Consider the following 24,803-nt stretch of genomic DNA (forward strand, 5'->3'; position numbering starts at 1 on the left):
TGCGGCCGATGCCGCTCGCACCACCACCCCCCGAGCGGATGCCGCGACTTTAACAGCCGCCCCCGACATCCCGGCAACGTGTTTCGAACCCGTTCAACGCGTAGGGGCCCGTACGGCGTTCTCCGCCGCACGGGCCCCCGGGCGTCACGCGTCCCGGGCCGGCCCGGGACGCGTGTCAGGCCAGTCGGGAGTACATCTGCCAGCCGCCCCCGATCCTCGCCCGCGCCGCGAACAGCCCCTTGCCGGTGCCCCGGTAGCTCCAGAGCACACCCGAGGCGTCCCGGGCCACCAGATCCGCCGTGCCGTCCCCGCTGATGTCCCCGATGCCGACGAGCGCGTGGTAGATCTGCCAGCCGCCGCCGACCCGCACGCGCGTCGCCAGGGTGCCCTTGCCCGTACCGGCGTACCGCCACAGCACCCCGGCCGTGTCGCGGGCCAGCAGATCGCCCCTGCCGTCCCCGTTCAGATCACCGGCGCCGGTGATCAGATAGCCCTTCCAGCCCTTGCCGATCTTGACCCGGGCCTTGAAGACGCCCGCGCTCTTGCTCTCGTACAGGAAGAGCAGACCGGTCGAGGTCTCGCGGGCGATCAGGTCCGCCCGGCCGTCACCGGTCAGATCCCCCGGCGACGTCAGCTCGTCGTAGATGTTCCAGCCGAGGCCGACCTTCGTGTACGGCGTCGACGGCTTCAACGCGGCGCCGCACGCCGGTTTGTACGTCCGCAGCTCACCGCTCTTCACCCGCACCAGCACGTCGTTGCACCGGCGCCCGCCGCTCACGTCCTCGAACGGGACGGCCTCGGTCACGGTGTTCGCACCCGTCCAGCCGGAACCCGACACCTTCGCGTCCACCGCACCGGAACCCGTGCCGGTGCCGGCGCGGAAGTCGGCCGCACCGGCCGGGGTGAACGCGAGGAGGTCGCCGAAGCCGTCGTTGCCGACGAAGTCGCGGGGGACGGCCGCGCCGCCCGACAGGCGCACCGTGCCCGCGGCCGTGAGCGCCGCCCCCCGGCCGTCGGCCGGCTTCGCCGACAGCGTCCAGGCGTACGCGCCATTGGCGACCAGCCGGCCCGCCGTGTCCTTGCCGTCCCACGAAGGGGCCAGCAGCCCGCGTACCGTGCCGCCCGACAGCGTCCGCACCGTCGTACCGCTCGCCGCGTTCCTCAGGGTCAGCGTCCAGGAACCGACCTGCTTCGACAGCCACCAACGGGGCTTCCAGGGCGTCGCCCCGGCGTTCACCGCCTGGGACACGGGGATGTCGGTGTCCTTGACGGCCACGGGGGCCGTCCCGGCTCCGCTGTCCACGACGTGGATGCCCCCGTCGCGGTCCGCCCAGGCGACCGTGCCGTCCGCGGGGTCGACCGCCCACGGGGTCTCCGAGGAGCTGACGTCGGCGGCGATGTCCTGGGTCGCACCGCCGGCCCCCAACTCCTTCACTCTCAGGCGGCCGTTCACCGGGTAGACCACGAACCCGTCCCCGAGCTGCGCCCCCGCGCCGTATCCGATGCCCAGAGGCGTGATCGTGCGGGTGCGAAGGTCGTAGATCCCCTCGTCGTCCCTCGAACCCGCGCAGTTCCAGAGGAGCCAGTGCCCGACCGACTGGACGCCGTCGAGAAGGCACCCGGGAATGTAGGCCGACTCGGTGCGCGCGCCCGTCCTGATGTCGTAGCCCACGGCCTCGTCGTTGGATTCGACGGTCCACATGGTGGTGCCGGACACGGCGTACGGACGTACGGGGAACTTCCGTGTCACCAGGCCGGTATCGGTGTTCACCACGCGCGCCTCGGGCGATCCGTCGGTCAGCGTCGCGAAGACCACCGCCCAGCGGCCCGAACTGCCGATGAAGCCCTTCGACCGGGTACCGGCATCGACCGCGGTACCGGGCAGCCGCGCCCCCTGCGGGAGCGTGTGCAACGGCATCGGCGCCGCGGTCCCCGCTCTGAACGGACCGCCGTAGACGAGCCTGCCGTCCCCGCTCTCCTCCACCCGGGGGCAGTCGGGAACGGAGCATCCGTCCGGAGGCTCCGGCAGCGTCCCGCGATCCTGACGGCCGCCGTAGGCCCAGGCGTCGCCGTCGCGCTCCCCGGTCCAGGTGTACGCGTGGGCGCGGCCCGTCACCGCCACGCTCTCCACCGTGGTCAACCGGCCCTGGCTCAGGGACAGCTGGTGCACGGAGTTGGGCACGGGGCGGGAGGGGATCGCCGTGTCGGGGGTCGCCCGGACGACTTCCCTTCCTCCGGGCGCCCCCGGCTCCACGGCTTCGATCAGCTGGACCGCCCAGGACGACTCCGTGGGTCCTCCCCGCACGAGGAGGCCGCCGTTCGGAGTCGCCACGGCCGTGCCGATCGACCTGGCGAGAACGGTGTGGGCGGGAGCGCCGTCCAGGGGTTCGGCATCGATCCGCCACACGGGGCGGTACTCCGACATCCGTCCCAGGGCGGGGTCGTACCGGGCGATGATCAACTCGTTGCCGACCATGCCGAGCAGCCGGACGCCCGCGCCCTCCTCCAGCACGTGGACGCTCTCGACCCGGGTGAGGTCCTCACGGCTGTAGACGGAGACCTTGCCCCCGTCCCTGACCGCCAGATGATCGCGGGTCAGCGCGATGCGGTCCACGGCGAGGGTGCCGATCGGCAGGGGCACGGTCCGCCGCTGCACGACATCCAGCCAGACGGTCCGGCCGCCCACGGAGATGACGAGGCCGTTCTCGTCCCCGAGCCCGGGGACGACCGCGTATCCGCCGTAGCCCGACATGCCGTCGACGAGGCGGTCCCGGAGCTCGCCGGTCTGCACGTCCAGTACGTGGAAGCGGCTCTCCCCGCCGAAACCGTCCCTCGTCAGCACGTTCCAGCCGAACGACCCCACGTAGGTGTGCCCCGACGGCACGGGCACGTCCACGGCCGTGCCCGACACCATGTCCCGGAGCTCGACCGTGCGCGTGGCGGACCGGTACCGGGCCACGACGTCCGAGCCGGTGCCCCACTCGAAGACACCGTCCCCGACGGTCGCCGAGGCATCGACCAGCGTGTCGGCGGTCGCGTGGTACGACCGCCAGACGGCGCCGCGTCCCTCTTCCCACCGGAGATATCCATGGGCCCCCGCGTTCAGCAGCTTTCCGGTCGCGGGCACGTCGCTGGTGGCCCCCGGGAGGACCACCTGCGGCCCGGACGCGGCCCGCGCGGGGGACGCCAGCGGAACGGCGAGCAGCGCGGCTCCCAGAACGGCGGCGACAGCCGAACCCACGACTGCGGCGAAAGGTCTCTTGACGGGCACAAGTCTCCTGTTCCGATGCGGGGTCGGCGTCCGTGGGAAGGAGCGCTCCCCCGCGTCTCCCCCATGCTCAAGTCGCCGGATCGTAACAGCGGGTCCGCATGCGGAGCAGGGGAAAGGAAAAGCGGGCCCGTCCGTGAAGGACGAGCCCGCTTTTCCGGGTCACAGAGACCTGGGGACGATCAGCCGTTGCGCTTCCAGCGCGGCTTGTCGTCGCGGCGGCCGAAGGAACCGGTGTTGGTGCCGGTGCCGCTGCCCCGGTGGTCGTCGCGGCGGCCGGTCGGGCGGTCGGAGCGGTAGCCGCCGGAGGGGCGGTCGTCGCGGCGGTCGCGGTTGAACGGGCGGTCGCCGCCGCCGGAGCGGTAGCCACCGGAGGGACGGTCGTCACGGCGGTCGCGGAACGACGGACGGTCGTTGTCACGACGCTCGAAGGGGCGGCCGCCCCGGTCGTCACGGCGGTCGTCGCGGCGGAAGCCACCGCGGTCACCGCCGGAGGGACGGTCGTCACGACGGTCGCGGAACGACGGACGGTCGTTGTCACGGCGCTCGAAGGAACGCCCACCCCGGTCGTCGCGGCGGTCGTCGCGGCGGTCGTCGCGGCGGAAGCCGCCACGGTCACCGCCCGAGGGACGGTCGTCACGACGGTCGCGGAACGACGGACGGTCGTTGTCACGACGCTCGAAGGAACGCCCACCCCGGTCGTCACGACGGTCGTCGCGGCGGAAGCCACCACGGTCACCGCCCCGGTCGCCCCGGTTGTCGCGGCGCTCGTAGTTGCCGCGCTCGTCGCGGCCGGCCGGCTGCTCCGGGACCGAGGTGGCGGCCAGCAGGGCGGCCTCCGCCTCGGCGGCGGCCTCGGCCACGGCGGCCTCGGGGTCGTCGCCCCGCTCACGGGCGGCGCGGGCGACCAGGCGGTCGGCCTCCTCGCGCAGCTCCACGGCGCGGCGCTGGACGCGCTCCAGCTGCTTGGTCAGGTCGGCGGCCTCGCGCTCGGCCTGCTTGGCGGCGTTGTTCGCGGAGTCGGCCTGGACCTCGGTGAGCGAACGGGCACCGGTGATCTCGGCGACCTCCGGCTCGAAGACGCCCGCGCCCTGGACGATGTGGCGCGAGGCGTCGACGCCCGCGTCCTCCATCAGCCGGAAGATCTGGCGGCGCTGGTGCGGAAGCGCCAGCGAGACGACGACACCGGACTTGCCGGCCCGCGCGGTACGGCCCGAGCGGTGCAGGTAGTCCTTGTGGTCACCGGCCGGGTCCACGTTCAGCACCAGGTCGATGCCGTCGACGTGGATGCCGCGCGCGGCGACGTCGGTGGCGACCAGGGCGTTGACGTAGCCCTTCTTGAAGTCCTCCAGGACGCGGGTGCGCGCGCCCTGTGTCATGCCGCCGTGCAGCGCGTCGGCCTTCACGCCGGACTCGATGAGCTGCTCGGCGATGCGGTCGGCGCCCAGCTGGGTGCGGACGAAGATGATGGTGCGGCCCTTGCGGGCGGCGATGGCGGCGGTGACCGGGGCCTTGTCCTTCGGCTTCACGACCAGGACGTGGTGCGACATCGTCGACACGTTGCCCTGGGCGGAGTCGACCTCGTGGGTGACCGGGTCGGTCAGGTAGCGCTTGACCAGAGTGCTGATCTCGTTCTCCATGGTGGCGGAGAAGAGCATGCGCTGGCCGCCGCCCGGGATCTGGTCGAGCAGCTCGGTGACCTCGGGCAGGAAGCCCAGGTCCGACATCTGGTCGGCCTCGTCGAGCACCGCGACCTGGACGTCCTCCAGGGAGCAGGCGCCTCGGTTGATGATGTCGCGCAGCCGGCCCGGGGTGGCGACGAGGATGTCGACACCGCGCTCCAGGGCGTAGATCTGGTTGCCCATCGACGTACCGCCGCAGACGACCTTCATCTTCAGGCCGAGCACGTCGCCGTACGGCTGGAGCGCGTCCGCGACCTGCATCGCGAGCTCACGGGTCGGGGTGAGGATGATGGCGCGGGGCTTCTTCTTCTCGGTGCGTCCGCCCGCCAGCGCGGACAGGGTCGGCAGACCGAAGGAGAGGGTCTTGCCGGAGCCGGTGCGGCCGCGGCCCAGGATGTCCTTGCCGGACAGGGCGTCCGGGATGGTCGCCGCCTGGATCGGGAACGGGGCGGTGACCCCGTTCTGCGCGAGCTTGCGGACGATGCCCTCGGGCAGGCCCAGGTCCGCGAAGGTGATGGTCGGCTCGGCGTCCGCCGTCTCGGCGGACGCGGCCTGCTCGGCCTCGGAGGCGTCGGCCTCGATCACGTCGGACTGCTCGGCGACGACGGCCTCGGCGGCCTTCGCCACCTCGGCGAGCTCGTCGTTCTCGACGTGCTCGGGCATGACGGTGCGGTCAGAGCTGGAAATTGACATGCGAAATGCGAAACCTTCCGGAGTCTCGGCACGCGCCCGTAACTCCGTGATTCGCAATTTCGACCGCCTCAATGCGGTCCAGCCACGGCAAGGGAGAGTACGCGCCACACGGCGCTCTTCTGTGTCGGCGCCGGGCAATGGGATCAAACGATCTACCACCATACGCACTCTCACCCACATTGCGCAAACCGCCCTGGCGAGGAACCCGCTCAGACCGGCCCCACCTGCGGTGATGCCTGCGGAGTCGGCAGCGCGTAGACGCCCCCGGAGGCCCGCGAGGAGTCGGTACGCAGCTGGGCGGCGGGCGAGGCCGAGGGCGCGGGCGGCTCGGAGTGCTCCGGCTCGGGCTCCGGCGGTACGGACGGCTCGGGGCTCTCCGAGGCCCCCGGGCCGGGATTGGACGGGGCCGGCGGCTCCGAGTGCTCCGGGGCACCCGGCCCCTTTCCGGGTCCCCTCCCCGGCTCCGGGGGCGTCGGCGCCGGATGCCCGCCGGCCCGGCCCGCACCACGCGGCTCCGGTGTCGCCCCGGGGCTGTCCGAGGGGGCGGCCGAGGCGCTGGGGTCGGCGGACCGGCCGGCCTCCTGCCCGGAGTGCGCCCCCGCGCCCCCGGTGCGCGCCCGCCCCGTCCCGGCCGCGGTGGCTCCGGCGGGCTCCCCCACCGACCCCTTCGGCACGGCGGACCGCGAGGGCTCGGGGCTCCGGCCGCCGGATCCGACGCTCATGCAGCCGGTGGACGCGACGGCCGTCACCAGCGTGACGGCGGCCCAGCGGACGGGAACGGAGAACTGGCGCACGGGGGCACCTCCGGGGCGCGAAGAAGGTCGAGGCCCCGCGAGAACGAGCCGGGGAGCGCTCTGCCCAACTCCCGCCGCCCCGCCGGGGACACGCCCCGGGCGCCGACTCCCGCGTCGACGGCGCCCCTACGCCCGGCGGGACCGGCGCGCCTCACCCGTAACCGAGCGCGTGCAGCCTCTCGTCGTCGATGCCGAAGTGGTGGGCGATCTCGTGGACGACCGTGATCTCCGTCTCGGCCACCACGTCCTCACGCGTCTCGCACATGCGCAGCGTCGGCCCCCGGTAGATGGTGATGCGGTCCGGGAGCACGCCCGCGTACCACTCCCCCCGCTCGGTCAGGGGCGTGCCCTCGTACAGACCGAGCAGGTCCGGATCGTCCGCCTCCGGTTCGTCCTCGACGAACACCGCGACGTTGTCCATCAGCCGGGTGAGCTCCGGCGGGATCCGGTCCAGCGCCTCGCCGACCAGTTCCTCGAACGCTTCCCGCGTCATCTCCAGCACCCGGTCATTGTCCCGTACCTCCCCCGGACGTGTCCCCCGTGCCGCACAGGCGCATATCCCCGTCCTTCCTGGGGCATACGCGCCCAATGGCCCGCGACCCGTTCCGTGCCGCAGCAGTCCGCGTACGGCACCTCATCCGCCCCCGCCCCCGCCGCCGTCATCGGACCGGCGGCCTGCCCGGTGCCGCACCGCACCCCTTCGCCCGCGCGCTGGGGCTGGTCGCCGTCGTCCTGATCGGGGCCTGGCTCGGACTGCTCGTCGTCGGCAGCGTCCGCACCCCGGTCGGCCCGATGGACACGACCATGACGCTCCGCCCCTCCCTCAGCGGCGGTACCAAGATCAACGTGTCCCCGCTGGGCGCCCTGGAACTGGACTCGCACCACGCCCCGGTCCGGCTCGACGTCGACGTCGACCGCCTCGACCCGGTCCGCTCCGAGGCCCTGGTCGAGCACCCCGAACGGCTCGCCGGGCTGGAGGACGAGGTCACCGGCGACGTCAGCGGCGGGGCGCGGGAACTCGCCGTGCGCTCCTGCGTCGCGGTCGTGTCCGGGGCCACCGCGCTCGGCCTCGCCGTGTACCGCAGGCCCCGCCGCGCGCTCGCGGCCGGCGGGCTGGCGCTGGCCCTGCTGGCCGCCTCGGGGGCCGGCGCGTACGCCACCTGGAACCCGAAGTCCGTCCTGGAGCCGAAGTTCTCCGGGCTGCTCTCCAGCGCCCCGTCGGTCGTCGGCGACGCCCGCTCGATCGTCAGCGACTTCGACGTCTACCAGCAGGAACTGGCCCGGCTCGTCACCAATGTGACCAAGCTCTACGACACCACCTCGACCCTGCCCGTCTACCGCCCGGACCCCGCCACGCTCCGGGTCCTGCACGTCTCCGACATCCACCTCAACCCGGCCGCCTGGCACATCATCGGCTCGCTCGTCGAGCAGTACGACATCGACCTGATCATCGACTCCGGCGACACGATGGACCACGGGGCGGCCGTCGAGAACGGCTTCCTCGACCCCATCGCGGATCTCGGCGCGCCCTATGTCTGGGTCCGGGGCAACCACGACTCGGCCGTGACGCAGACCTATCTGGAGAACCGGAAGCGGTTCCCGAACGTGCGGGTGCTGGACGAGGGGCGCGCCGTGACCGTCGGCGGGGTGCGCGTCGCGGGCATCGGGGACCCGCAGTTCACCCCCGACCGCACCGGCCCCGAACAGACCGGCGAGGTCCAGCGGACGGCCGGACTCCGGCTGGCCGCCGGTCTCGGCGCCCAGCGCCGGGCGGGCACCCCGGCCGACATCGCCGTCGCCCACGAACCCGAGGCCGCCCGGCAGGCCGACGGAGAGGTCCCCCTGGTGCTGGCCGGTCATGTGCACCACCGGCAGAACGAGGTCCTCAAGGCCGGCACCAGGCTCATGGTCGAGGGGTCCACGGGCGGCGGCGGGCTGCGCGCCGTACAGAACAAGAAGCCCGAACAGGTCCTCGCCTCGGTCCTCTATCTGGACCGTTCAACCCGCACGCTCCAGGCCTGGGACGAGATCACCCTGGGCGGCCTCGGCCTCACGACAGCCGAGGTCAGCCGCCATCTGCCCGAGGACGCCCCGGCCCGGCCGACCCCGTCCGCGCCCTCCCCGTAAACCGTTTTGGCGATACCCCCCGGCATCCCATATGCTTCTCACGTCCCCGACGCGCTGGAAAGCGCGCAGGTGGGCCCTTAGCCCTCATCGTCTAGTGGCCCAGGACGCCGCCCTTTCAAGGCGGTAGCACGGGTTCGAATCCCGTTGGGGGCACGCTTTACCGTGTGCGAGACTTGTTCTCGCACATTGCTTGGTCCTGTGGAGCAGTTTGGAGTGCTCGCCACCCTGTCAAGGTGGAGGCCGCGGGTTCAAATCCCGTCAGGACCGCTGCAGCTTGTACGAGCTGCGTGGCTGGGTAGCTCAGTTGGTACGAGCGATCGCCTGAAAAGCGATAGGTCGCCGGTTCGATCCCGGCCCCAGCCACCCTCCGGAGGCCCCGTCCACAGGACGGGGCCTCCGTCGTTTCCGGCCCGACTCCCCCGAACCCCCGTGCTCCCGTACGCCCCGCGCACACGCCGTCGCACGCCCCGCGGGTGACCGGGGCCGCACGAAATACGCTCGCCGTTCCTCGGGCCCGGGTGAGATCCTGGGGTCCGTATGTCTACTTCCTTCGCCGATCTCCAGTCCCAGCTCGGACAGCTCTCGCTCCGCGACGCGCACCGGCTCGGCCGCCGCCTCGAAGGCGCCCGCCGCATCCGCAAGCCCGAGGCCCGGCAGGCCGTGCTGGACGAGATCGCCGCCCAGGCCGGCAAGGGCGCCGAACGGCTCGCGCTGCGCGCGGGACGGGTGCCCGCCGTTTCGTACCCCCCGCAGCTTCCGGTCAGCCAGAAGAAGGACGAGATCCTGGAGGCGATACGCGACCACCAGGTCGTGATCGTCGCGGGTGAGACCGGCTCCGGCAAGACCACCCAGATCCCCAAGATCTGCATGGAGCTGGGCCGGGGCGTGCGCGGCATGATCGGGCACACCCAGCCGCGCCGGATCGCCGCGCGCACGGTGGCCGAACGCGTCGCCGAGGAGCTGGACACCCCGCTGGGCGAGGCGGTCGGCTGGAAGGTGCGCTTCACCGACCAGGTCGACCAGGACGCGACCTTCGTCAAGCTGATGACCGACGGCATCCTGCTCGCCGAGATCCAGACGGACCGCGAGCTGCTCGCGTACGACACGATCATCATCGACGAGGCCCACGAGCGGTCGCTGAACATCGACTTCCTGCTCGGCTATCTGGCCCGGCTGCTGCCCAAGCGCCCCGATCTGAAGGTCGTCGTCACCTCCGCGACCATCGACCCGGAACGCTTCTCGCGCCACTTCGGCGACGCCCCGATCATCGAGGTCAGCGGGCGGACGTATCCGGTCGAGGTGCGCTACCGGCCGCTCCTGGAAGAGGACGGCGACGACGCCGACCGCGACCAGATCACCGCGATCTGCGACGCCGTCGACGAGCTGCAGTCCGAGGGCCCCGGCGACATCCTGGTCTTCCTCTCCGGCGAGCGGGAGATCCGCGACACCGCCGACGCCCTCGGCAAACGCCATCTGCGGAACACCGAGGTCCTCCCGCTCTACGCGCGCCTCTCGCACGCCGAGCAGCACCGGGTCTTCCAGCGCCACACCGGGCGCAGGATCGTTCTGGCGACCAACGTCGCCGAGACCTCGCTGACCGTCCCCGGCATCAAGTACGTGATCGACCCGGGCACCGCCCGCATCTCCCGTTACAGCCACCGCACCAAGGTCCAGCGGCTGCCGATCGAGCGGATCTCGCAGGCCAGCGCCAACCAGCGCAAGGGCCGCTGCGGCCGTACGTCGGACGGTGTCTGCATCCGGCTGTACTCCGAGGACGACTTCCTGACCCGCCCGGAGTTCACCGACGCGGAGATCCTGCGGACCAACCTCGCCTCCGTCATCCTCCAGATGACCGCGGCCGGGCTCGGCGACATCGAGAAGTTCCCCTTCATCGACCCGCCGGACCACCGCAACATCCGCGACGGCGTGCAGCTGCTCCAAGAGCTGGGCGCGCTGGACCCCGCGGAGAAGGACCCCAAGAAGAGGCTCACCCCGCTCGGCCGCAAGCTCTCCCAGCTGCCCGTCGACCCCCGGCTCGCCCGCATGGTCGTCGAAGCGGACCGGAACGGCTGCGTCCGCGAGGTCATGGTCATCGCCGCCGCGCTCTCCATCCAGGACCCGCGCGAGCGTCCGGCCGAGAAGCAGACCCAGGCCGACCAGCAGCACGCCCGGTTCAAGGACGAGACCTCGGACTTCCTGGCCTACCTCAATCTGTGGCGCTACCTCCGCGAACAGCAGAAGGAGCGCGGCTCCTCCAGCTTCCGCCGGATGTGCAAGCAGGAGTACCTGAACTTCCTGCGCATCCGCGAATGGCAGGACATCTACGCGCAGTTGCGTACGGTGGCGAAGCAGATGGGCATGGAGCTCAAGGAGTCCTCGACGGATGCTGACGCGCCCGAGCAGTCGGTGCACACCTCGCTGCTGGCCGGTCTGCTCTCGCACATCGGGCTGAAGGACACCGAGAAGAACGAGTATCTGGGCGCCCGCAGCGCCAAGTTCGCGATCTTCCCCGGCTCGGCGCTGTTCAAGAAGCAGCCCCGGTTCGTGATGTCGGCCGAGCTGGTGGAGACCTCGCGGCTCTGGGCCCGGGTCAACGCCCGGGTCGAGCCCGAGTGGATCGAGCCGCTGGCCCAGCACCTGCTGAAGCGCACCTACAGCGAACCGCACTGGGAGAAGGACCAGGCGGCGGTCATGGCGTACGAGCGGGTCACGCTCTACGGCGTACCGATCGTGGCCCAGCGCAAGATCAATTTCGGCCGGATCGACCCGGCGGCCTCGCGGGACCTCTTCATCCGCAACGCCCTGGTCGAGGGCGACTGGCGCACCCACCACCAGTTCTTCCACGACAACCGCAAGCTGCTCGGCGAGGTCGAGGAGCTGGAGCACCGCGCCCGGCGCCGCGACATCCTCGTGGACGACGAGACGCTCTTCGACTTCTACGACCAGCGCATCCCCGACCACGTCGTCTCCGGCGCGCACTTCGACTCCTGGTGGAAGCACAAGCGCCGCGAGGAGCCGGACGCCCTCGACTTCGAGCGCTCCATGCTCATCAACGAGAAGGCCGGGGAGGTCACCAAGGACGACTACCCGGACTCCTGGCGGCAGGGGAAGCTGAAGTTCCGGGTGACCTACCAGTTCGAGCCCGGCGCGGACGCGGACGGCGTCACCGTCCACATTCCGCTCCAGGTGCTCAACCAGGTCACCGCCGAGGGCTTCGACTGGCAGATCCCGGGCCTGCGCGAGGAGGTCGTCACCGAGCTGATCCGCTCGCTGCCCAAGCCGATCCGCCGGCACTACGTCCCCGCGCCGAACTACGCGGAGAAGTTCCTGGACCGGGCCGTGCCCCTCCAGGAGCCGCTGCCCGCCACCCTGGCCCGGGAGCTCCAGCGGATGGTCGGGGTGCCGGTCACCGCGGACGACTTCGATCTCAGCCGCGTCCCCGACCACCTCAAGATCACCTTCCGGATCGTCGACGAGCGGCGGCGCAAGGTCGCCGAGGACAAGGACCTGGAAGCGCTGCGGATCCGGCTGCGCCCGAAGGCCCGGCAGGCGCTCTCCAAGGCCGCCGCGGCGACCGCGGGCCCCTCGGGGACGTCCATCGAGCGTTCGGGCCTCACGGACTGGACGATCGGCACGCTGGACAAGGTCTTCGAGACCCGGCGCGCGGGCCAGCCCGTGAAGGCGTACCCGGCCCTCGTCGACCAGGGCGCGACCGTGGCCGTCCGGCTCTTCGACACCGAGGCCGAACAGCAGCAGGCCATGTGGCGGGGCACCCGGAAGCTGATCATGCTGAACATCCCGGTGAATCCGGCGAAGTTCGCCTCGGACACCCTGACGAACCAGCAGAAGCTGGCGCTCTCCCGCAATCCGCACGGCTCCGTCCAGGCGCTCTTCGAGGACTGCGCGACCGCCGCCGCCGACCGGCTCATCGCGGCCCACGGCGGGCCGGTCTGGGACGAGGCGTCGTTCCGGGCGCTGTTCGACAAGGTCCGCGCCGACCTGGTCGACCTGACCGTCCGCACGATCGGCCAGGTGCAGCAGATCCTGGCCGCCTGGCAGGCCTGCGAGCGCCGGCTGAAGTCGACCAACAGCCTGGTCCTGATCAACAACGTCACGGACGTGCGGGACCATCTGGCCCGGCTGATGCCGCCCGGCTTCGTCACCGCGACCGGCCTGCGCCGACTGCCCGACCTGATGCGCTATCTGGTCGCCGAGGACCGCCGGCTCCAGCAGATGCCGACGAACGTCCAGCGCGACACCACGCGCATGGAGAAGGTCCACGAGATGCAGGACGAGTACGCCTGGCTGCTGGAGCAGCTGCCGAAGGGCCGGCCCGTCCCGCAGGAGGTCCTGGACATCCGCTGGATGATCGAGGAGCTGCGGGTCAGCTATTTCGCCCATGCGCTGGGCACCGCGTTCCCGGTCTCCGACAAGCGGATCGTGAAGGCGATCGACGCGGCGGTGCCGTAACGGCCGTCCGGCGGGTGTGTGACGGGCTCACCACCAGGAGTGAGTTCGACCGCACCCGCCGACCTCCTGTACAGTCTGTCTTCGCAGGCAGCCGCGAGGCCGCCGCGAAAACCTGGTCCTGTGGAGCAGTTTGGAGTGCTCGCCACCCTGTCAAGGTGGAGGCCGCGGGTTCAAATCCCGTCAGGACCGCAGTAACGGAAGCCCGGATCCTCTGGATCCGGGCTTCCGTGCGTCTTGACCGCGGCGGCGGGCGACGAGTACTCAGAAACCAGGGCTGCTCCCGGTTTCCCGGGCGGGGCGGCACGCATCCACCGGGAGGTGGCGCGGATGGCGGCATCCACGGGCGCGGAGTTCCCGACGGCCGGACCGGGCACCGAGGAGCCGTCCCCGGGGCGGCGGCCCCGGCACGAGACGGGCGCCCTGCTGCGCGCCCATCTGGCGGCGGCCGCGGGCCTGCGTCATCTGACCCGGCACTGCGCGGTGTGCGCGCGGCTGCTGCGGCTGGCCATGGAGCCCGTGACGGCTGCGGACGCCCCGGGGGCCGCCCCGGGTGCGGGAACAGCCGCAGGGGCGCCCTCACGGGCCGTGGAGGCCGTCAGGGACCCGCGCGGCACGGTCGAGCCGTCCGGGACGCCGGGGCGCACGCCGGGCAGCCGCCCTCCGTCTCCGCGGACCCGGGACGAAAGTCCTCCCGCCACGTGACCAATGGCGTGGCTTTCCACGGGTACACAGTGGCAGGCTCGTAGTTGGCAAGAGCCATGCGATGTGACGGGTGTCACTCGATCAGTTTTGAGAAGGGTCGACTTTACGCCCTTCCTACAAGTGGCGAATTTAATATGTGCAATTGCACCACTCGGTGAGGGTCCGCCCGGGAAGCCCCCGAAGGCGCCCCGAAGGCCCTCGGAGCCAACCGGACGCCCGGTTTTCCCCGCCGGCCCGACCGGGCTTCCGCGGCCTCCGGACGACCGACCCGGCATACCCCCGACGCACCCCGGCAGCCCCCGCGCGCACAAAAAAGATCGCGCTGGACCCGGCGGAGTCCAGCGCGATCTGATGACGAGGCCCGTGAGACACAGGTACGGCGCCCGTTGGGGCGGGCGCCCGTCATATGGAGCTATGGGTGGGTCAATCGGGTTGGGGGACCCAAAAAGCCCAGGGGTGAAGCGGCGCGACAGGGGTGGATCAGGCCTCGCTGCGCTGCTGCGGAATACCCGCAAGCAGTGCGCGGACCTCTGCCTCGCGGTACCGGCGGTGTCCACCGAGCGTGCGGATGGACGTGAGCTTGCCTGCCTTGGCCCAACGGGTCACCGTCTTCGGGTCCACGCGGAACATCGTGGCAACCTCAGCCGGGGTCAGCAGCGGCTCGGCATCAGGGGTGCGAGCGGTCATGAGCGGCCTCCTCGGGAGAACCGAACCATCTCGGTTCTTTCCTCTAAATTCTGCACCTTGACCCGCGTTGCCCGAAATGGCGGACGCGGGCCGAGTCGGTTATAGGACGAACGGCTTGTCCTCGGCACTACAACTACACCATCCGTCCAGCCACGTCGGCCAAACCGATGGAATTGCCCTCCCAGGTGTTCATCAGCGACGGAAGCCGATGGACCATGCCATAGCGGACAGTCACACCACCGTGACGATCAGTCACAGAGCGATCAGGAGTCGTCAGACCCCCCATAGCGTGCAATGCAGAGCAATCCGCCCATACTTGGACGGATGGAGCCCTCCCCGGACTCCTTGTCCTATTTTGGCACGAGGAGTAGGGAAGGGCGCAAGGGCCCCGTAAGTGCTATCCATCACGGTTGAGGCAAAGGCCCGGTTCGGGACGTAGGTCCCGGACCACTCCCGTACGCTCCCGCACCTTCACCCACACGTGTCACACGCGTCACCGGTTCAGCGGACGTCAGTTCGCGAACTGACGGTCCCTCACGGCCCGCCAGCGCTCCGCGAGACGCGCGTACGCCTCGCCGGCCAGCTCCGCGTCCCCGGCGCCGAGCGCCGCGATGCCCTCGGCCACGTCCGCCGCGCTCCGGTCCGCCAGGAGCTCCTTCGCCGGCAGCGCGTGCACCAGCCCGCCGTAGTCCAGCTCCACCAGGGCCCGGGGATGGAACTCCTCCAGCCAGCGGCCCACGTCCACCAGCCCCTCGGTCAGCGGGCCCTCGTCCATGGACTCGCGCAGCGTCCGCAGCGCCCGCGCCAGCCGGCGCCGCGCCTGGACCATCGGCGTCCGGTAGCGCAGCACGGCCGGCTCGCCGCCCCCGTCCGCCTCCCGGTAGTCCCGCTCCTCGTCCGCGAACAGCACGAACCAGCGCACCGGCACCTGCCACACCGCGGTCCTGATCCACGGCCGGGCGTCCGGATTGCGCGCCGACCACCGCTCGTGATCGGCGGCGGCCTGCCCGCGCACCACCGGGGGCAGCACCGCGTCGAGCACCGGCCCGGGGAACAGCTCCGCCAGCCCCTCCAGCGCCAGCCAGCCCCGTAGCCGGGTCCGCCACGGGCAGACGCACACCACACCGTCCACCTCGGCGACGAACGCGTCCCCGCTCTCGTGCGCCGGCACGCCCACGGGCGGGGTCGCCGCCAAGTCCGCGAGCGACCGCCGCAGTTCGTCCTGGGCGGTGGGAATCCGCCCCCCGCTCGCGTAGCGGGTCCAGTGCGCGCGCTCGGCCTCCGGGAAGGCGGCCAGCGGCTCGTAGACCCGGAGGTAGGACGCGTACGGGACCCGCACCGAAGACACCACCGACATGCAGCGATCGTGTCACGCCCGTACTCCCGTAGGGGGTGATCCACGGCACTCGCGCCGATCCGCGCCCCGGGAGGACTTACCCTCGTGCCCATCGGACCGTCCGTGCCGGCCGGTCCGGGGCCCTCCCCACCTTCAGGAGGGCCTTCCGCCGCTTCGTACTTGGGAGTCACCACAGTGACCGATGTAACCGGCGCGCCTGTAGATGCACTGCACACCCTGTTCCACTCGGACCAGGGCGGCCACGAACAGGTCGTTCTCTGCCAGGACCGCGCCAGCGGTCTCAAGGCGGTCATCGCCATCCACTCCACCGCCCTGGGCCCGGCCCTCGGCGGCACCCGCTTCTATCCGTACGCCACCGAGCAGGAGGCCGTCGCGGACGCGCTGAACCTGGCGCGCGGCATGTCCTACAAGAACGCCATGGCCGGGCTCGGCCACGGCGGCGGCAAGGCGGTCATCATCGGTGACCCCGAGCAGATCAAGACCGAGGAACTGCTCCTGGCCTACGGCCGCTTCGTCGCCTCGCTCGGCGGGCGCTACGTGACGGCCTGTGACGTCGGCACCTACGTCGCCGACATGGACGTCGTCGCCCGCGAGTGCCGCTGGACCACCGGCCGCTCCCCCGAGAACGGCGGCGCCGGCGACTCCTCGGTGCTCACCGCGTACGGCGTCTTCCAGGGCATGCGCGCCTCGGCCCAGCACCTGTGGGGCGACCCGACGCTGCGTGGCCGGAAAGTGGGGGTCGCCGGCGTCGGCAAGGTGGGGCACCACCTCGTCGAGCACCTGCTCGCGGACGGTGCCGAGGTCGTCATCACCGATGTGCGCGAGGAGTCCGTCCGCCGGATCACCGACCGGCACCCGGAGGTGGCCGTCGCGGCGGACACCGAGGCGCTGATCCGGACCGAGGGCCTGGACGTCTACGCCCCGTGCGCGCTCGGCGGCGCGCTCAACGACGCGACCGTCCCGGTGCTCACCGCCTCCGTGGTCTGCGGCGCGGCCAACAACCAGCTGGCACACCCGGGCGTCGAGAAGGACCTGGCGGAGCGCTCGATCCTGTACGCCCCCGACTACGTGGTGAACGCCGGCGGCGTCATCCAGGTCGCCGACGAGCTGAACGGGTTCGACTTCGACCGCTGCAAGGCGAAGGCGTCGAAGATCTTCGACACCACGCTCGCGATCTTTGCGCGAGCGAAGGAAGACGGCATTCCGCCGGCCGCCGCGGCCGACCGGCTCGCCGAGCAGCGGATGGCCGAAGCCCGCCGCGGCTGATCGCACGGACGCCGCACGAGCGGCGTCGCACCCCGCGTACGGACGGCGGCCCGCTGGCCGGCGAGAGAAGACTCACGCCGGTCGGCGGGTCGCCTGCCCGGAAGAGGTTAAAATCGCAGTTGACCAGCGAGGACATAGCTCTTCGCGGGTCCTCTTCCGGGGCACGTGATGCGGGCGGCGTACCGTAGGGCCGCGGAAGCAGGTACCGTTAAAGCACTACAGGCACGGTCTCTCTGCCGAGAGTCCGTCCTGAAACATGAACGCGTGTCAAGACTCTGGGGCCGTCGAGCCCCGTCACCGAGGGGGTCGAGCCATGGGGCGCGGCCGGGCAAAGGCCAAGCAGACAAAGGTCGCCCGCCAGCTGAAGTACAGCAGCGGCGGGACGGACCTGTCGCGTCTGGCCAGTGAGCTGGGCGCATCGACTTCGAGTCAACCACCGAACGCGGAGCCGTTCGAGGATGACGACGAGGAAGATGACCCGTACGCACAGTACGCGGATCTGTACAACGACGACGATGACGAGGACCAGGACGACCAGTCCGGTCCGTCGTCCAAGCGCCGCGGCGCTTGACCTCGCGCTGACACAACGACCCGGTCCGGGCCCGTCCCGGACCGGGTTTTGTGCTGTCCCGATCCGGACGGCCACAGGGCTATCGTCGACCGTGCGCCCGGCTTGGTGATCCTGCCGCCCCGGCGTGCGGACGGACCGGTCGTCCGGCCCGTCCGCCGCCCGACGGCATCCCGCGCGCCCGTGCTCAGCGCGCGTACCCGCCCACGAGCTCCGCGCCCGTCGTACGGTCGCCGCGGTCGGTGATCTCACCGGCGACCCAGGACTCGACGCCGCGGTCGGCCAGGGTCGTCAGCGCCGCGTCCACGGACTCCTCCGGGACGATCGCGATCATGCCGACGCCCATGTTGAGCGTCTTCTCCAGCTCCAGCTGCTCGACCTGTCCGGTCTTGCCGATCAGGTCGAAGACCGCGCCGGGCGTCCAGGTGGAGCGGTCCACCGAAGCGTGCAGGTGGTCGGGGACGACCCGGGCCAGGTTGTTGGCCAGACCGCCGCCGGTGACGTGACTGAAGCCGTGCACCTCGGTCGTACGGGTCAGCGCCAGGCAGTCCAGGGAGTAGATCCTGGTCGGCTCCAGCAGCTCCTCGCCGAGCGTCCGGCCGAACTCCTCGACCTGGCGGTCCAGCGTCCAGCCGGCCCGGTCGAAGACGACGTGGCGCACGAGCGAGTACCCGTTGGAGTGAAGACCGGAGGACGCCATGGCGATGACGGCGTCGCCCTTGCGGATGCGGTCCGGGCCGAGCAGGCGGTCGGCCTCGACGACCCCCGTACCGGCACCGGCGACGTCGAAGTCGTCCGCGCCGAGCAGTCCGGGGTGCTCGGCGGTCTCGCCGCCGACCAGGGCGCAGCCGGCCAGCACACAGCCCTCGGCGATGCCCTTGACGATGGCCGCGACCCGCTCGGGGTGCACCTTGCCGACGCAGATGTAGTCGGTCATGAAGAGCGGTTCGGCACCGCAGACGACGAGGTCGTCCACGACCATGCCGACCAGGTCGTGACCGATCGTGTCGTACACGCCCATCTGGCGGGCGAGGTCGACCTTGGTGCCGACGCCGTCGGTGGCGGAGGCGAGCAGCGGACGCTCGTAGCGCTTGAGCGCCGAGGCGTCGAAGAGTCCGGCGAAGCCACCCAGGCCGCCGAGGCCGGCGACCTCGGGGCGCTGGGTCTTCTTGACCCACTCCTTCATCAGCTCTACGGCGCGGTCGCCGGCCTCGATGTCGACGCCCGCTGCCGCGTAGGAAGCACCTGTTGTCTCAGACATTGCCCGGGATCTTTCGTGTGGAAGTACGGGGCCGGTGGGAGGACTGCCGAGCGGTCCGGGTCACGGACGGCGCAGGGCGTCGGCCGCCGCGGTCGCCGCGGGGCCTGCCGCCAGCTCGGTCTCCAGCAGCTGCTTGCCGAGCAGCTCCGGGTCCGGGAGCTCCATCGGGTACTCGCCGTCGAAGCAGGCGCGGCACAGGTTCGGCTTGTCGATCGTCGTCGCCTCGATCATCGAGTCGATCGAGATGTACGCGAGCGAGTCGGCGCCCATGGACGTGCCGATCTCCTCGACGGACATGCCGTTGGCGATCAGCTCGGCGCGGGTCGCGAAGTCGATGCCGAAGAAGCAGGGCCACTTCACCGGGGGCGAGGAGATCCGGATGTGGATCTCGGCGGCGCCGGCCTCGCGGAGCATCCGGACGAGCGCGCGCTGGGTGTTGCCGCGGACGATCGAGTCGTCGACGACCACCAGGCGCTTGCCCTTGATGACTTCCTTGAGCGGGTTCAGCTTGAGGCGGATGCCCAGCTGCCGGATGGTCTGGGACGGCTGGATGAAGGTCCGGCCGACATAGGCGTTCTTGACCAGTCCGGCGCCGAACGGGATGCCGCTCGCCTCCGCGTAGCCGATGGCCGCGGGGGTGCCGGATTCCGGCGTCGCTATGACCAGATCGGCCTCGACGGGGGCCTCGGCCGCCAGCCTGCGGCCCATCTCCACGCGGGAGAGGTAGACGTTGCGTCCGGCGATGTCGGTGTCGGGGCGCGCCAGGTAGACGTACTCGAAGACACAGCCCTTGGGCTTCGCTTCCGCGAATCGAGAGGTCCGCAGACCGTTCTCGTCGATGGCGACCATCTCGCCCGGCTCGATCTCGCGGACGAAGCTGGCACCGCAGATGTCCAGGGCGGCGGACTCGGAGGCCACCACCCAGCCGCGCTCCAGCCGGCCGAGGACCAGCGGGCGGATGCCCTGCGGGTCACGGGCGGCGTAGAGGGTGTGCTCGTCCATGAAGACGAGCGAGAAGGCGCCCCGCACCTCGGGAAGCACCTTGGCGGCGGCCTCCTCGATCGTGAGCGGCTTGCCGTCGTCGTCGGTCTGGCCGGCGAGCAGCGCGGTCACCAGATCGGTGTCGTTCGTCGCGGCGACCTGGGTGGCGCGGCCGTCCTTGCGCGGAAGGTCGGCGACCATCTCCGCGAGCTGGGCCGTATTGACCAGGTTGCCGTTGTGACCCAGGGCGATCGAGCCGTGCGCGGTCGCACGGAACGTCGGCTGCGCGTTCTCCCACACCGAGGCACCGGTGGTGGAGTAGCGGGCATGACCGACCGCGATATGGCCCTGGAGCGATCCCAGAGACGTTTCGTCGAAGACCTGCGAGACCAGTCCCATGTCCTTGAAGACCAGGATCTGGGACCCGTTGCTCACTGCGATGCCCGCGGACTCCTGTCCACGGTGCTGCAGGGCATACAGTCCGAAATAGGTGAGCTTGGCGACCTCTTCGCCCGGAGCCCAGACACCGAAGACGCCGCAAGCGTCCTGGGGGCCCTTCTCTCCGGGGAGCAGGTCGTGGTTGAGTCGTCCATCACCACGAGGCACGCCACCGAGTGTAGGCGAGATCGACCACTGGTCCGAATTGGGGACACCGCGCCGGAGCACGGACGGAACGCCCCGCGACCCCCCTTTCGGGCCACATCGACCAGTGACGTTGAGTGATCATCGCTTCGGTCCGGACCAAGGCCCCCAACGGCCCCCGAGCCCGCGCCGCCCGGACGAATTCCGGGTTACCGACAGGTTCCGGCCATCGATTCCCCCGCTTCCCGGCCGCTTCCCGGCCCCCTTCGTGGCACTCCGTGAAGCCGCGGACCGCCCCGCCGCACACCCTGGCCGAACGCCTGTTTCGTGGCGAGCCTCACATCGGGGCGGGGGGCGGGGAGGGCGGTATGGGGCTTCTGGGGCGGGTGGGGAATTCCGGATGGTTCGCGGGGCTCGCGGGGGCCGGGGTGCTTCGCGGGGGCGCGTGGGGGCGCCGGGCTCCGCGTGGTCCGGGGGCGCGGTGGGGGTGCCCGAGGAGCGGACGAAGTGTCCGAAGGGCGAGACCGTCGTTGACACGGGCATGCCTCGTTGGCAGGCTCCTCCCCCATGCAGCCCCTCGGTGACCGCACGGTCACGCTCGTGGAGCGCCGCCACGTCGATCTGGGACGTGTGTCGAGCGCCCTCTGTCGCCGCGCCTGACGCGACCGGCGCGCCTGAGGGGTGTGTCGTGCGGCTCGGAGCCGCAATCGGTGGTCATTCGCAGCCCGTAACCCGCGTGGTCCGTGGGCGTCCGTGGTCGTCCGTGGTCAGCGGCCCGTGGTGGTCGGTGGTCCGTGGTCGGTGGTACTCCGGGTGCATACCCGGCCGGCCGCTCGGCTGCCGTGCTCTGCTGTCCGCGCTCGGCTGCCCGTGCTCGGCTGCCCGCCGTTCTCCCGGCAGACCGGCCCCGTGGGCCGGGCCCTCGCGGTGCGTCCTGCCGACCGGCCCCCGCACCGGCCCCGCTCTCGCCCGTCGCGTCCCTCTCTGATCTGAGCCTTTCTGCCCTGCCGTTCCGGGTGCGTACCCCGGACCGGCCCCTCCGGCCTGCGCCGCCCTCGACGGCGGCGGGCCCCGCACTGCCTCGGAGCAGACATGCCTACCTCGGAACCGGACAACGCCCCTTCCCGCCAGCCCCTGACGCGGCGCGCCTTCGGAACGGCCGTCGGCGCGACGGCCGCCACGGCGGCGGTCGGCCTCTCCGCCGCCCCCGCCACCGCCGCACCGGCCGGGCAGCACGGGCCGAACGCCCACGAGAAGCCCTTCCGCGCGGCCCGGGGCAGGCACGCCCGGCGGCCCAACATCCTGTTCATCCTCGGTGACGACCTCGGCTGGGCCGACCTCTCCTCGTACGGTGCGCCGGACATCCGCACCCCGAACCTGGACCGCCTCGGCCGTCAGGGAGTCCGGTTCACGGACGCGTACGCCGGGTCCGCCACCTGCTCGCCGACCCGGTTCAGCCTCTACACCGGCCGCTATCCGGGGCGTACGAAGGGCGGTCTCGCCGAACCCATCGCGGACCGGTCCGTCGGCCTCGAACCCACCCATCCCACGCTCGCCTCGCTGCTGCGCGGTGCCGGGTACGCGACCGCGCTGATCGGCAAGTGGCACTGCGGCTACCTGCCGGACTACAGCCCCACCAAGTCGGGCTGGGACGAGTTCTTCGGCAACTTCGGCGGGGCGCTGGAGTACTACTCGAAGCTCGGACTGGGCGGTGAGTACGACCTGTACGAGGGCGACGCCGAGTACAAGGACCTGCGGTACTACACGCGCATCCTCACCGAGCGCGCCAGCGAGTACGTCCAGCGCGACCACTCCACGCCCTGGCTCCTCAACCTCAACTTCACCACCCCGCACTGGCCCTGGATAGCCGAGGGCGACACCGCAGAGAGCGCCGAGATCGTCCGGAAGATCAAGCAGGGCGGCCTCGGCGGGCTGTTCCACGCGGACGGCGGCTCGCTCGCCAAGTACAAGGAGATGGTCGAGGACCTGGACCGGTCGGTCGGTGAGGTCCTCAAGGCGCTGAAGCGGTCCGGCCAGGAGGAGGACACCCTCGTCTTCTTCGCCAGCGACAACGGCGGCGAGCGCTTCTCGTACCAGTGGCCGCTCTCCGGCAACAAGAGCTCCCTCCAGGAGGGCGGCATCCGCGTCCCGGCCGTCCTGCGCTGGCCCGCCCGCATCGACCCGAACCAGGTGAGCGACCTGCCCCTGTTCTCGCCCGACTGGACGGCCACCCTGCTGGAACTCGGCGGAGCCCGCCCCGATCCCGCCTACCCGCTCGACGGCATCAGCCTCGCCGGCTATCTGCTGCGCGGTGAGCGCCCAAAGGAGCGCGACCTCTTCTGGCGCGTACGCGGGGAGCGCGCGCTGCGGCGCGGCGACTGGAAGTACTACCGGGGCAAGGGCGGCAGCGACCAGCTCTTCAACCTGGCCCAGGACCAGCGCGAACAGGCCGACCGCGCCGCCGCCGAACCGGAACTGCTCGCCTCCCTCCGCACCGCCTGGGAATCCACGAACGCACAACTCCTCCCGTACCCGAAGACGGCCTGATCGTCAGCGGACCTGGGGGCTGGGGAGCGCGGGGGCCGGGAAGCTCGGGATCCGGGCAGCTCGGGGCCGGGAAGCTCGGGGGACCCGGACCTTCGGGGCCCCCGAGGCGTCCGGGCCCCAGCCCTCCGGGGGCCCGGCCCTCCGGGGGCCCGGCCCTCCGGAGCCCCTGCCCCGGGCCCCCGGCCCCCGTTGTCCCCCGGGATCACCCCATCAACGGCAGCAACGCGTCCAGGTCGGCGCGCTCGCCGCTCGCGCTGACCTTGGCGGCGTCCCGTTCCGTCGCCCAGCGGGCCCGGCCGGTGGCGAGGCGGATCCAGGTGAGCGGATCGGTCTCGACCACGTTGGGTGGTGTCCCCCGCGTGTGCCGGGGGCCCTGGACGCACTGGACGACCGCGAAGGGCGGGATCCGCACCTCGACGGATGCGCCCGGCGCCTTCTCCGCCAGGGCGTCGGCCAGCAACCGGGTGCACGCGGCGAGCGCCTGGCGGTCGTAGGGGATGCCGAGCCCCGCCGCCTCGTTGAGGTCGTAGGTGTGGACGACCAGTTCCACGGTGCGGGTGACGAGGAAGTCCCCGAACCGCATGGCGCCGACCCGGGTGGCCAGCAGCCGGTCATCCGGCACTCCGGAGATCGCGGCCTCGAAGCGCCGCGCCACCTCCGCGTACAGCGCGTCCAGGTCCGGATGGTCCGCCGCGATCGCTACGGTGTCGTCGGCGATCGCGTCCGCCCGCGCCGCCGTGGAGAACGGCCACTCCACCAGGGTCACGTCCGGTTTCCCCACCGCCGGCTCCGGCAGCTCCAGGGTCCGGCAGACGTGCGAGAGGGCCATGGTCAGATGGACGGCCAGCTCACGCACCGTCCAGTCACCGAGCCCGCTCGGCCCGTCCAACTGCCGGGGCGTCAACGCCCCTACAGCGGTCCGGACATGGGCGAACTGCGCCAGAACCGCCGTGCGGGTCCTGGCAGGGTCGTAGCGGCGGGCGCGCTTCTGGGACGGCGGCATGCACCGGAGCCTACGGCCTTCCCGCCCACCGGCTCCCGCTCAGTCGGCCCCGCAGGCCGCTCCCGCTGTCACGCCCGCGCCCCGAAGTCGCCCAGGCCCCGCTCCAGCAGGTCGAATCCGCGCTCCGCGAGCGCCGTCGCGTCGGCGGCCATCGCGTCGGCCGACTCCCCCGCCAGCAGCCGCCGGTGGTTCTCGGTGATCAGCGCGTTGCGCGTGCCGATCACCTGGGTCGCCACGATCCGGGCGACGGCCGGGTCCTCCCCCTCCTCGACCAGGACCTCGGTGAGCAGCTCGAAGGTCCGCACGAACACGGCGTGTCCCCTGGCCATCAGCGACGGCGTCTGCTGGATCAGCCGGACGAGCCCCAGTGCCACCGGCGCATCGCTCATCCCCACCGCCGGATCGCGCTCCGCGATGGAGGCCATGAACTGGCGCCGGACCGCCACCACCACCGACTCACCGGGCGCCCGGCGGCGTACGACATCCGCGACGTCCCCGATGTGCGTCTCCATCGGCGCGAAGACCAAGTCCTCCTTGCTGCCGAAGTAATTGAAGACGGTCATCTTCGACACCTCGGCGGCCTCGGCGATCTCCGCGACCGAGACCTCGTCGAATCCGCGCTCACCGAACAGCCGTGTGGCCTCGGAGAGCAGGCGTCGCCGTGTCTGGATCTTCTTGCGTTCGCGCAGGCCCATCACCTCGGTCATGGCATCACTGTACCAGGATGAAATTTAATCTCAGATGAAACATTGACCCGGTATAGATTCATTGGGAGAGTGGAACCCGACCACAGCGGCACCCGCCGCCCCTGAGGG

General features: G+C 71.4%; 17 protein-coding genes and 4 tRNA genes. 11 read left to right on the forward strand and 10 right to left on the reverse strand.

Annotated features, from left to right (window positions below):
• Positions 1–175: 175 nt before the first annotated feature.
• The 4 genes from ACWCXC_RS28265 to ACWCXC_RS28280 form a co-directional block, all read right to left on the reverse strand.
• Entirely contained in the window at positions 176–3,241 is a 3,066-nt protein-coding gene (locus ACWCXC_RS28265; protein WP_450890902.1) for an FG-GAP-like repeat-containing protein, read from the reverse strand.
• 209 nt (positions 3,242–3,450) lie between these two features.
• On the reverse strand, positions 3,451–5,643 hold the full coding sequence (locus ACWCXC_RS28270) for a DEAD/DEAH box helicase (RefSeq protein WP_450890903.1): 2,193 nt from the start codon (positions 5,641–5,643) through the stop codon (positions 3,451–3,453).
• A gap of 209 nt (positions 5,644–5,852) precedes the next feature.
• Entirely contained in the window at positions 5,853–6,437 is a 585-nt protein-coding gene (locus ACWCXC_RS28275) for a hypothetical protein (protein WP_450890904.1), read from the reverse strand.
• A 151-nt stretch (positions 6,438–6,588) separates the two neighbouring features.
• On the reverse strand, positions 6,589–6,939 hold the full coding sequence (locus ACWCXC_RS28280; protein ID WP_450681797.1) for a metallopeptidase family protein: 351 nt from the start codon (positions 6,937–6,939) through the stop codon (positions 6,589–6,591).
• An 86-nt stretch (positions 6,940–7,025) separates the two neighbouring features.
• Here ACWCXC_RS28280 and ACWCXC_RS28285 point away from each other — a divergent pair, with 86 nt between their 5' ends.
• The 7 genes from ACWCXC_RS28285 (at position 7,026) to ACWCXC_RS28315 (ending at position 13,736) form a co-directional block, all read left to right on the forward strand.
• Positions 7,026–8,564, forward strand: coding sequence for a metallophosphoesterase family protein (locus ACWCXC_RS28285; RefSeq protein WP_450890905.1), 1,539 nt, complete (start codon positions 7,026–7,028; stop codon positions 8,562–8,564).
• An 80-nt stretch (positions 8,565–8,644) separates the two neighbouring features.
• A tRNA-Glu gene (locus tag ACWCXC_RS28290) sits at positions 8,645–8,717 on the forward strand.
• Between the two features lie 39 nt (positions 8,718–8,756).
• Positions 8,757–8,831, forward strand: a tRNA-Asp gene (locus ACWCXC_RS28295).
• Positions 8,832–8,853: 22 nt separating this feature from the next.
• Positions 8,854–8,927: transfer RNA gene (locus ACWCXC_RS28300), tRNA-Phe, on the forward strand.
• A 174-nt stretch (positions 8,928–9,101) separates the two neighbouring features.
• Positions 9,102–13,034, forward strand: a complete 3,933-nt coding sequence (gene hrpA, locus ACWCXC_RS28305; RefSeq protein WP_450681795.1) for an ATP-dependent RNA helicase HrpA — start codon at positions 9,102–9,104, stop codon at positions 13,032–13,034.
• Positions 13,035–13,148: 114 nt separating this feature from the next.
• Positions 13,149–13,223 (forward strand) — tRNA-Asp (locus tag ACWCXC_RS28310).
• Positions 13,224–13,361: 138 nt separating this feature from the next.
• Positions 13,362–13,736, forward strand: coding sequence for a DUF6274 family protein (locus ACWCXC_RS28315; protein ID WP_450681794.1), 375 nt, complete (start codon positions 13,362–13,364; stop codon positions 13,734–13,736).
• A gap of 480 nt (positions 13,737–14,216) precedes the next feature.
• On the opposite strand, the gene bldC is transcribed toward ACWCXC_RS28315, so the two are convergent.
• Positions 14,217–14,423 (reverse strand): developmental transcriptional regulator BldC, encoded by a 207-nt coding sequence (gene bldC / locus ACWCXC_RS28320; protein WP_003949541.1) that lies wholly within the window; start codon positions 14,421–14,423, stop codon positions 14,217–14,219.
• A 511-nt stretch (positions 14,424–14,934) separates the two neighbouring features.
• Entirely contained in the window at positions 14,935–15,780 is an 846-nt protein-coding gene (locus tag ACWCXC_RS28325) for a hypothetical protein (RefSeq protein ID WP_450681793.1), read from the reverse strand.
• Positions 15,781–15,954: 174 nt separating this feature from the next.
• Here ACWCXC_RS28325 and ACWCXC_RS28330 point away from each other — a divergent pair, with 174 nt between their 5' ends.
• Both ACWCXC_RS28330 and ACWCXC_RS28335 read left to right on the forward strand, forming a co-directional pair.
• A complete protein-coding gene (locus tag ACWCXC_RS28330; protein WP_450681792.1) occupies positions 15,955–17,046 on the forward strand; it encodes a Leu/Phe/Val dehydrogenase in 1,092 nt (363 codons plus the stop codon).
• Between the two features lie 313 nt (positions 17,047–17,359).
• Positions 17,360–17,617 carry a DUF3073 domain-containing protein gene (locus ACWCXC_RS28335; RefSeq protein ID WP_450681791.1) on the forward strand — a complete coding sequence of 86 codons (258 nt, stop codon included), beginning with the start codon at positions 17,360–17,362 and terminating at the stop codon, positions 17,615–17,617.
• Positions 17,618–17,801: 184 nt separating this feature from the next.
• Here ACWCXC_RS28335 and purM read toward each other — a convergent pair whose 3' ends face one another.
• Positions 17,802–18,875, reverse strand: a complete 1,074-nt coding sequence (gene purM / locus ACWCXC_RS28340) for a phosphoribosylformylglycinamidine cyclo-ligase (protein WP_450890906.1) — start codon at positions 18,873–18,875, stop codon at positions 17,802–17,804.
• Positions 18,876–18,935: 60 nt separating this feature from the next.
• Positions 18,936–20,462: an amidophosphoribosyltransferase gene (gene purF / locus ACWCXC_RS28345; protein WP_161211569.1), complete on the reverse strand. Its 1,527-nt coding sequence runs from the start codon at positions 20,460–20,462 to the stop codon at positions 18,936–18,938.
• A gap of 543 nt (positions 20,463–21,005) precedes the next feature.
• On the opposite strand from purF, the gene ACWCXC_RS28350 reads away from it, so the two are divergent.
• Positions 21,006–21,098: a putative leader peptide gene (locus ACWCXC_RS28350; protein WP_365397685.1), complete on the forward strand. Its 93-nt coding sequence runs from the start codon at positions 21,006–21,008 to the stop codon at positions 21,096–21,098.
• Between the two features lie 432 nt (positions 21,099–21,530).
• Positions 21,531–22,985, forward strand: a complete 1,455-nt coding sequence (locus ACWCXC_RS28355) for a sulfatase family protein (RefSeq protein ID WP_450681789.1) — start codon at positions 21,531–21,533, stop codon at positions 22,983–22,985.
• Between the two features lie 202 nt (positions 22,986–23,187).
• Here the strand turns inward: ACWCXC_RS28355 and ACWCXC_RS28360 are convergent, their stop codons facing one another.
• Positions 23,188–23,988 (reverse strand): sterol carrier family protein, encoded by an 801-nt coding sequence (locus ACWCXC_RS28360; protein WP_450890907.1) that lies wholly within the window; start codon positions 23,986–23,988, stop codon positions 23,188–23,190.
• A 68-nt stretch (positions 23,989–24,056) separates the two neighbouring features.
• Positions 24,057–24,695: a TetR/AcrR family transcriptional regulator gene (locus tag ACWCXC_RS28365; protein ID WP_450681787.1), complete on the reverse strand. Its 639-nt coding sequence runs from the start codon at positions 24,693–24,695 to the stop codon at positions 24,057–24,059.
• Positions 24,696–24,803: the final 108 nt, after the last annotated feature.

The organism is Streptomyces sp. NPDC001515 (assembly GCF_053597115.1).

Bases quoted from the DNA above. Each gene is read 5' to 3' on its own strand.
- ACWCXC_RS28270 (WP_450890903.1), bottom strand. From the start codon at position 5,643: ATGTCAATTTCCAGCTCTGACCGCACCGTCATGCCCGAGCACGTCGAG.
- ACWCXC_RS28285 (WP_450890905.1), top strand. From the start codon at position 7,026: ATGGCCCGCGACCCGTTCCGTGCCGCAGCAGTCCGCGTACGGCACCTC.
- hrpA (WP_450681795.1), top strand. From the start codon at position 9,102: ATGTCTACTTCCTTCGCCGATCTCCAGTCCCAGCTCGGACAGCTCTCG.
- ACWCXC_RS28315 (WP_450681794.1), top strand. From the start codon at position 13,362: ATGGCGGCATCCACGGGCGCGGAGTTCCCGACGGCCGGACCGGGCACC.
- bldC (WP_003949541.1), bottom strand. From the start codon at position 14,423: ATGACCGCTCGCACCCCTGATGCCGAGCCGCTGCTGACCCCGGCTGAG.
- ACWCXC_RS28325 (WP_450681793.1), bottom strand. From the start codon at position 15,780: ATGTCGGTGGTGTCTTCGGTGCGGGTCCCGTACGCGTCCTACCTCCGG.
- ACWCXC_RS28335 (WP_450681791.1), top strand. From the start codon at position 17,360: ATGGGGCGCGGCCGGGCAAAGGCCAAGCAGACAAAGGTCGCCCGCCAG.
- purM (WP_450890906.1), bottom strand. From the start codon at position 18,875: ATGTCTGAGACAACAGGTGCTTCCTACGCGGCAGCGGGCGTCGACATC.
- ACWCXC_RS28350 (WP_365397685.1), top strand. From the start codon at position 21,006: ATGCAGCCCCTCGGTGACCGCACGGTCACGCTCGTGGAGCGCCGCCAC.
- ACWCXC_RS28355 (WP_450681789.1), top strand. From the start codon at position 21,531: ATGCCTACCTCGGAACCGGACAACGCCCCTTCCCGCCAGCCCCTGACG.
- ACWCXC_RS28360 (WP_450890907.1), bottom strand. From the start codon at position 23,988: ATGCCGCCGTCCCAGAAGCGCGCCCGCCGCTACGACCCTGCCAGGACC.
- ACWCXC_RS28365 (WP_450681787.1), bottom strand. From the start codon at position 24,695: ATGACCGAGGTGATGGGCCTGCGCGAACGCAAGAAGATCCAGACACGG.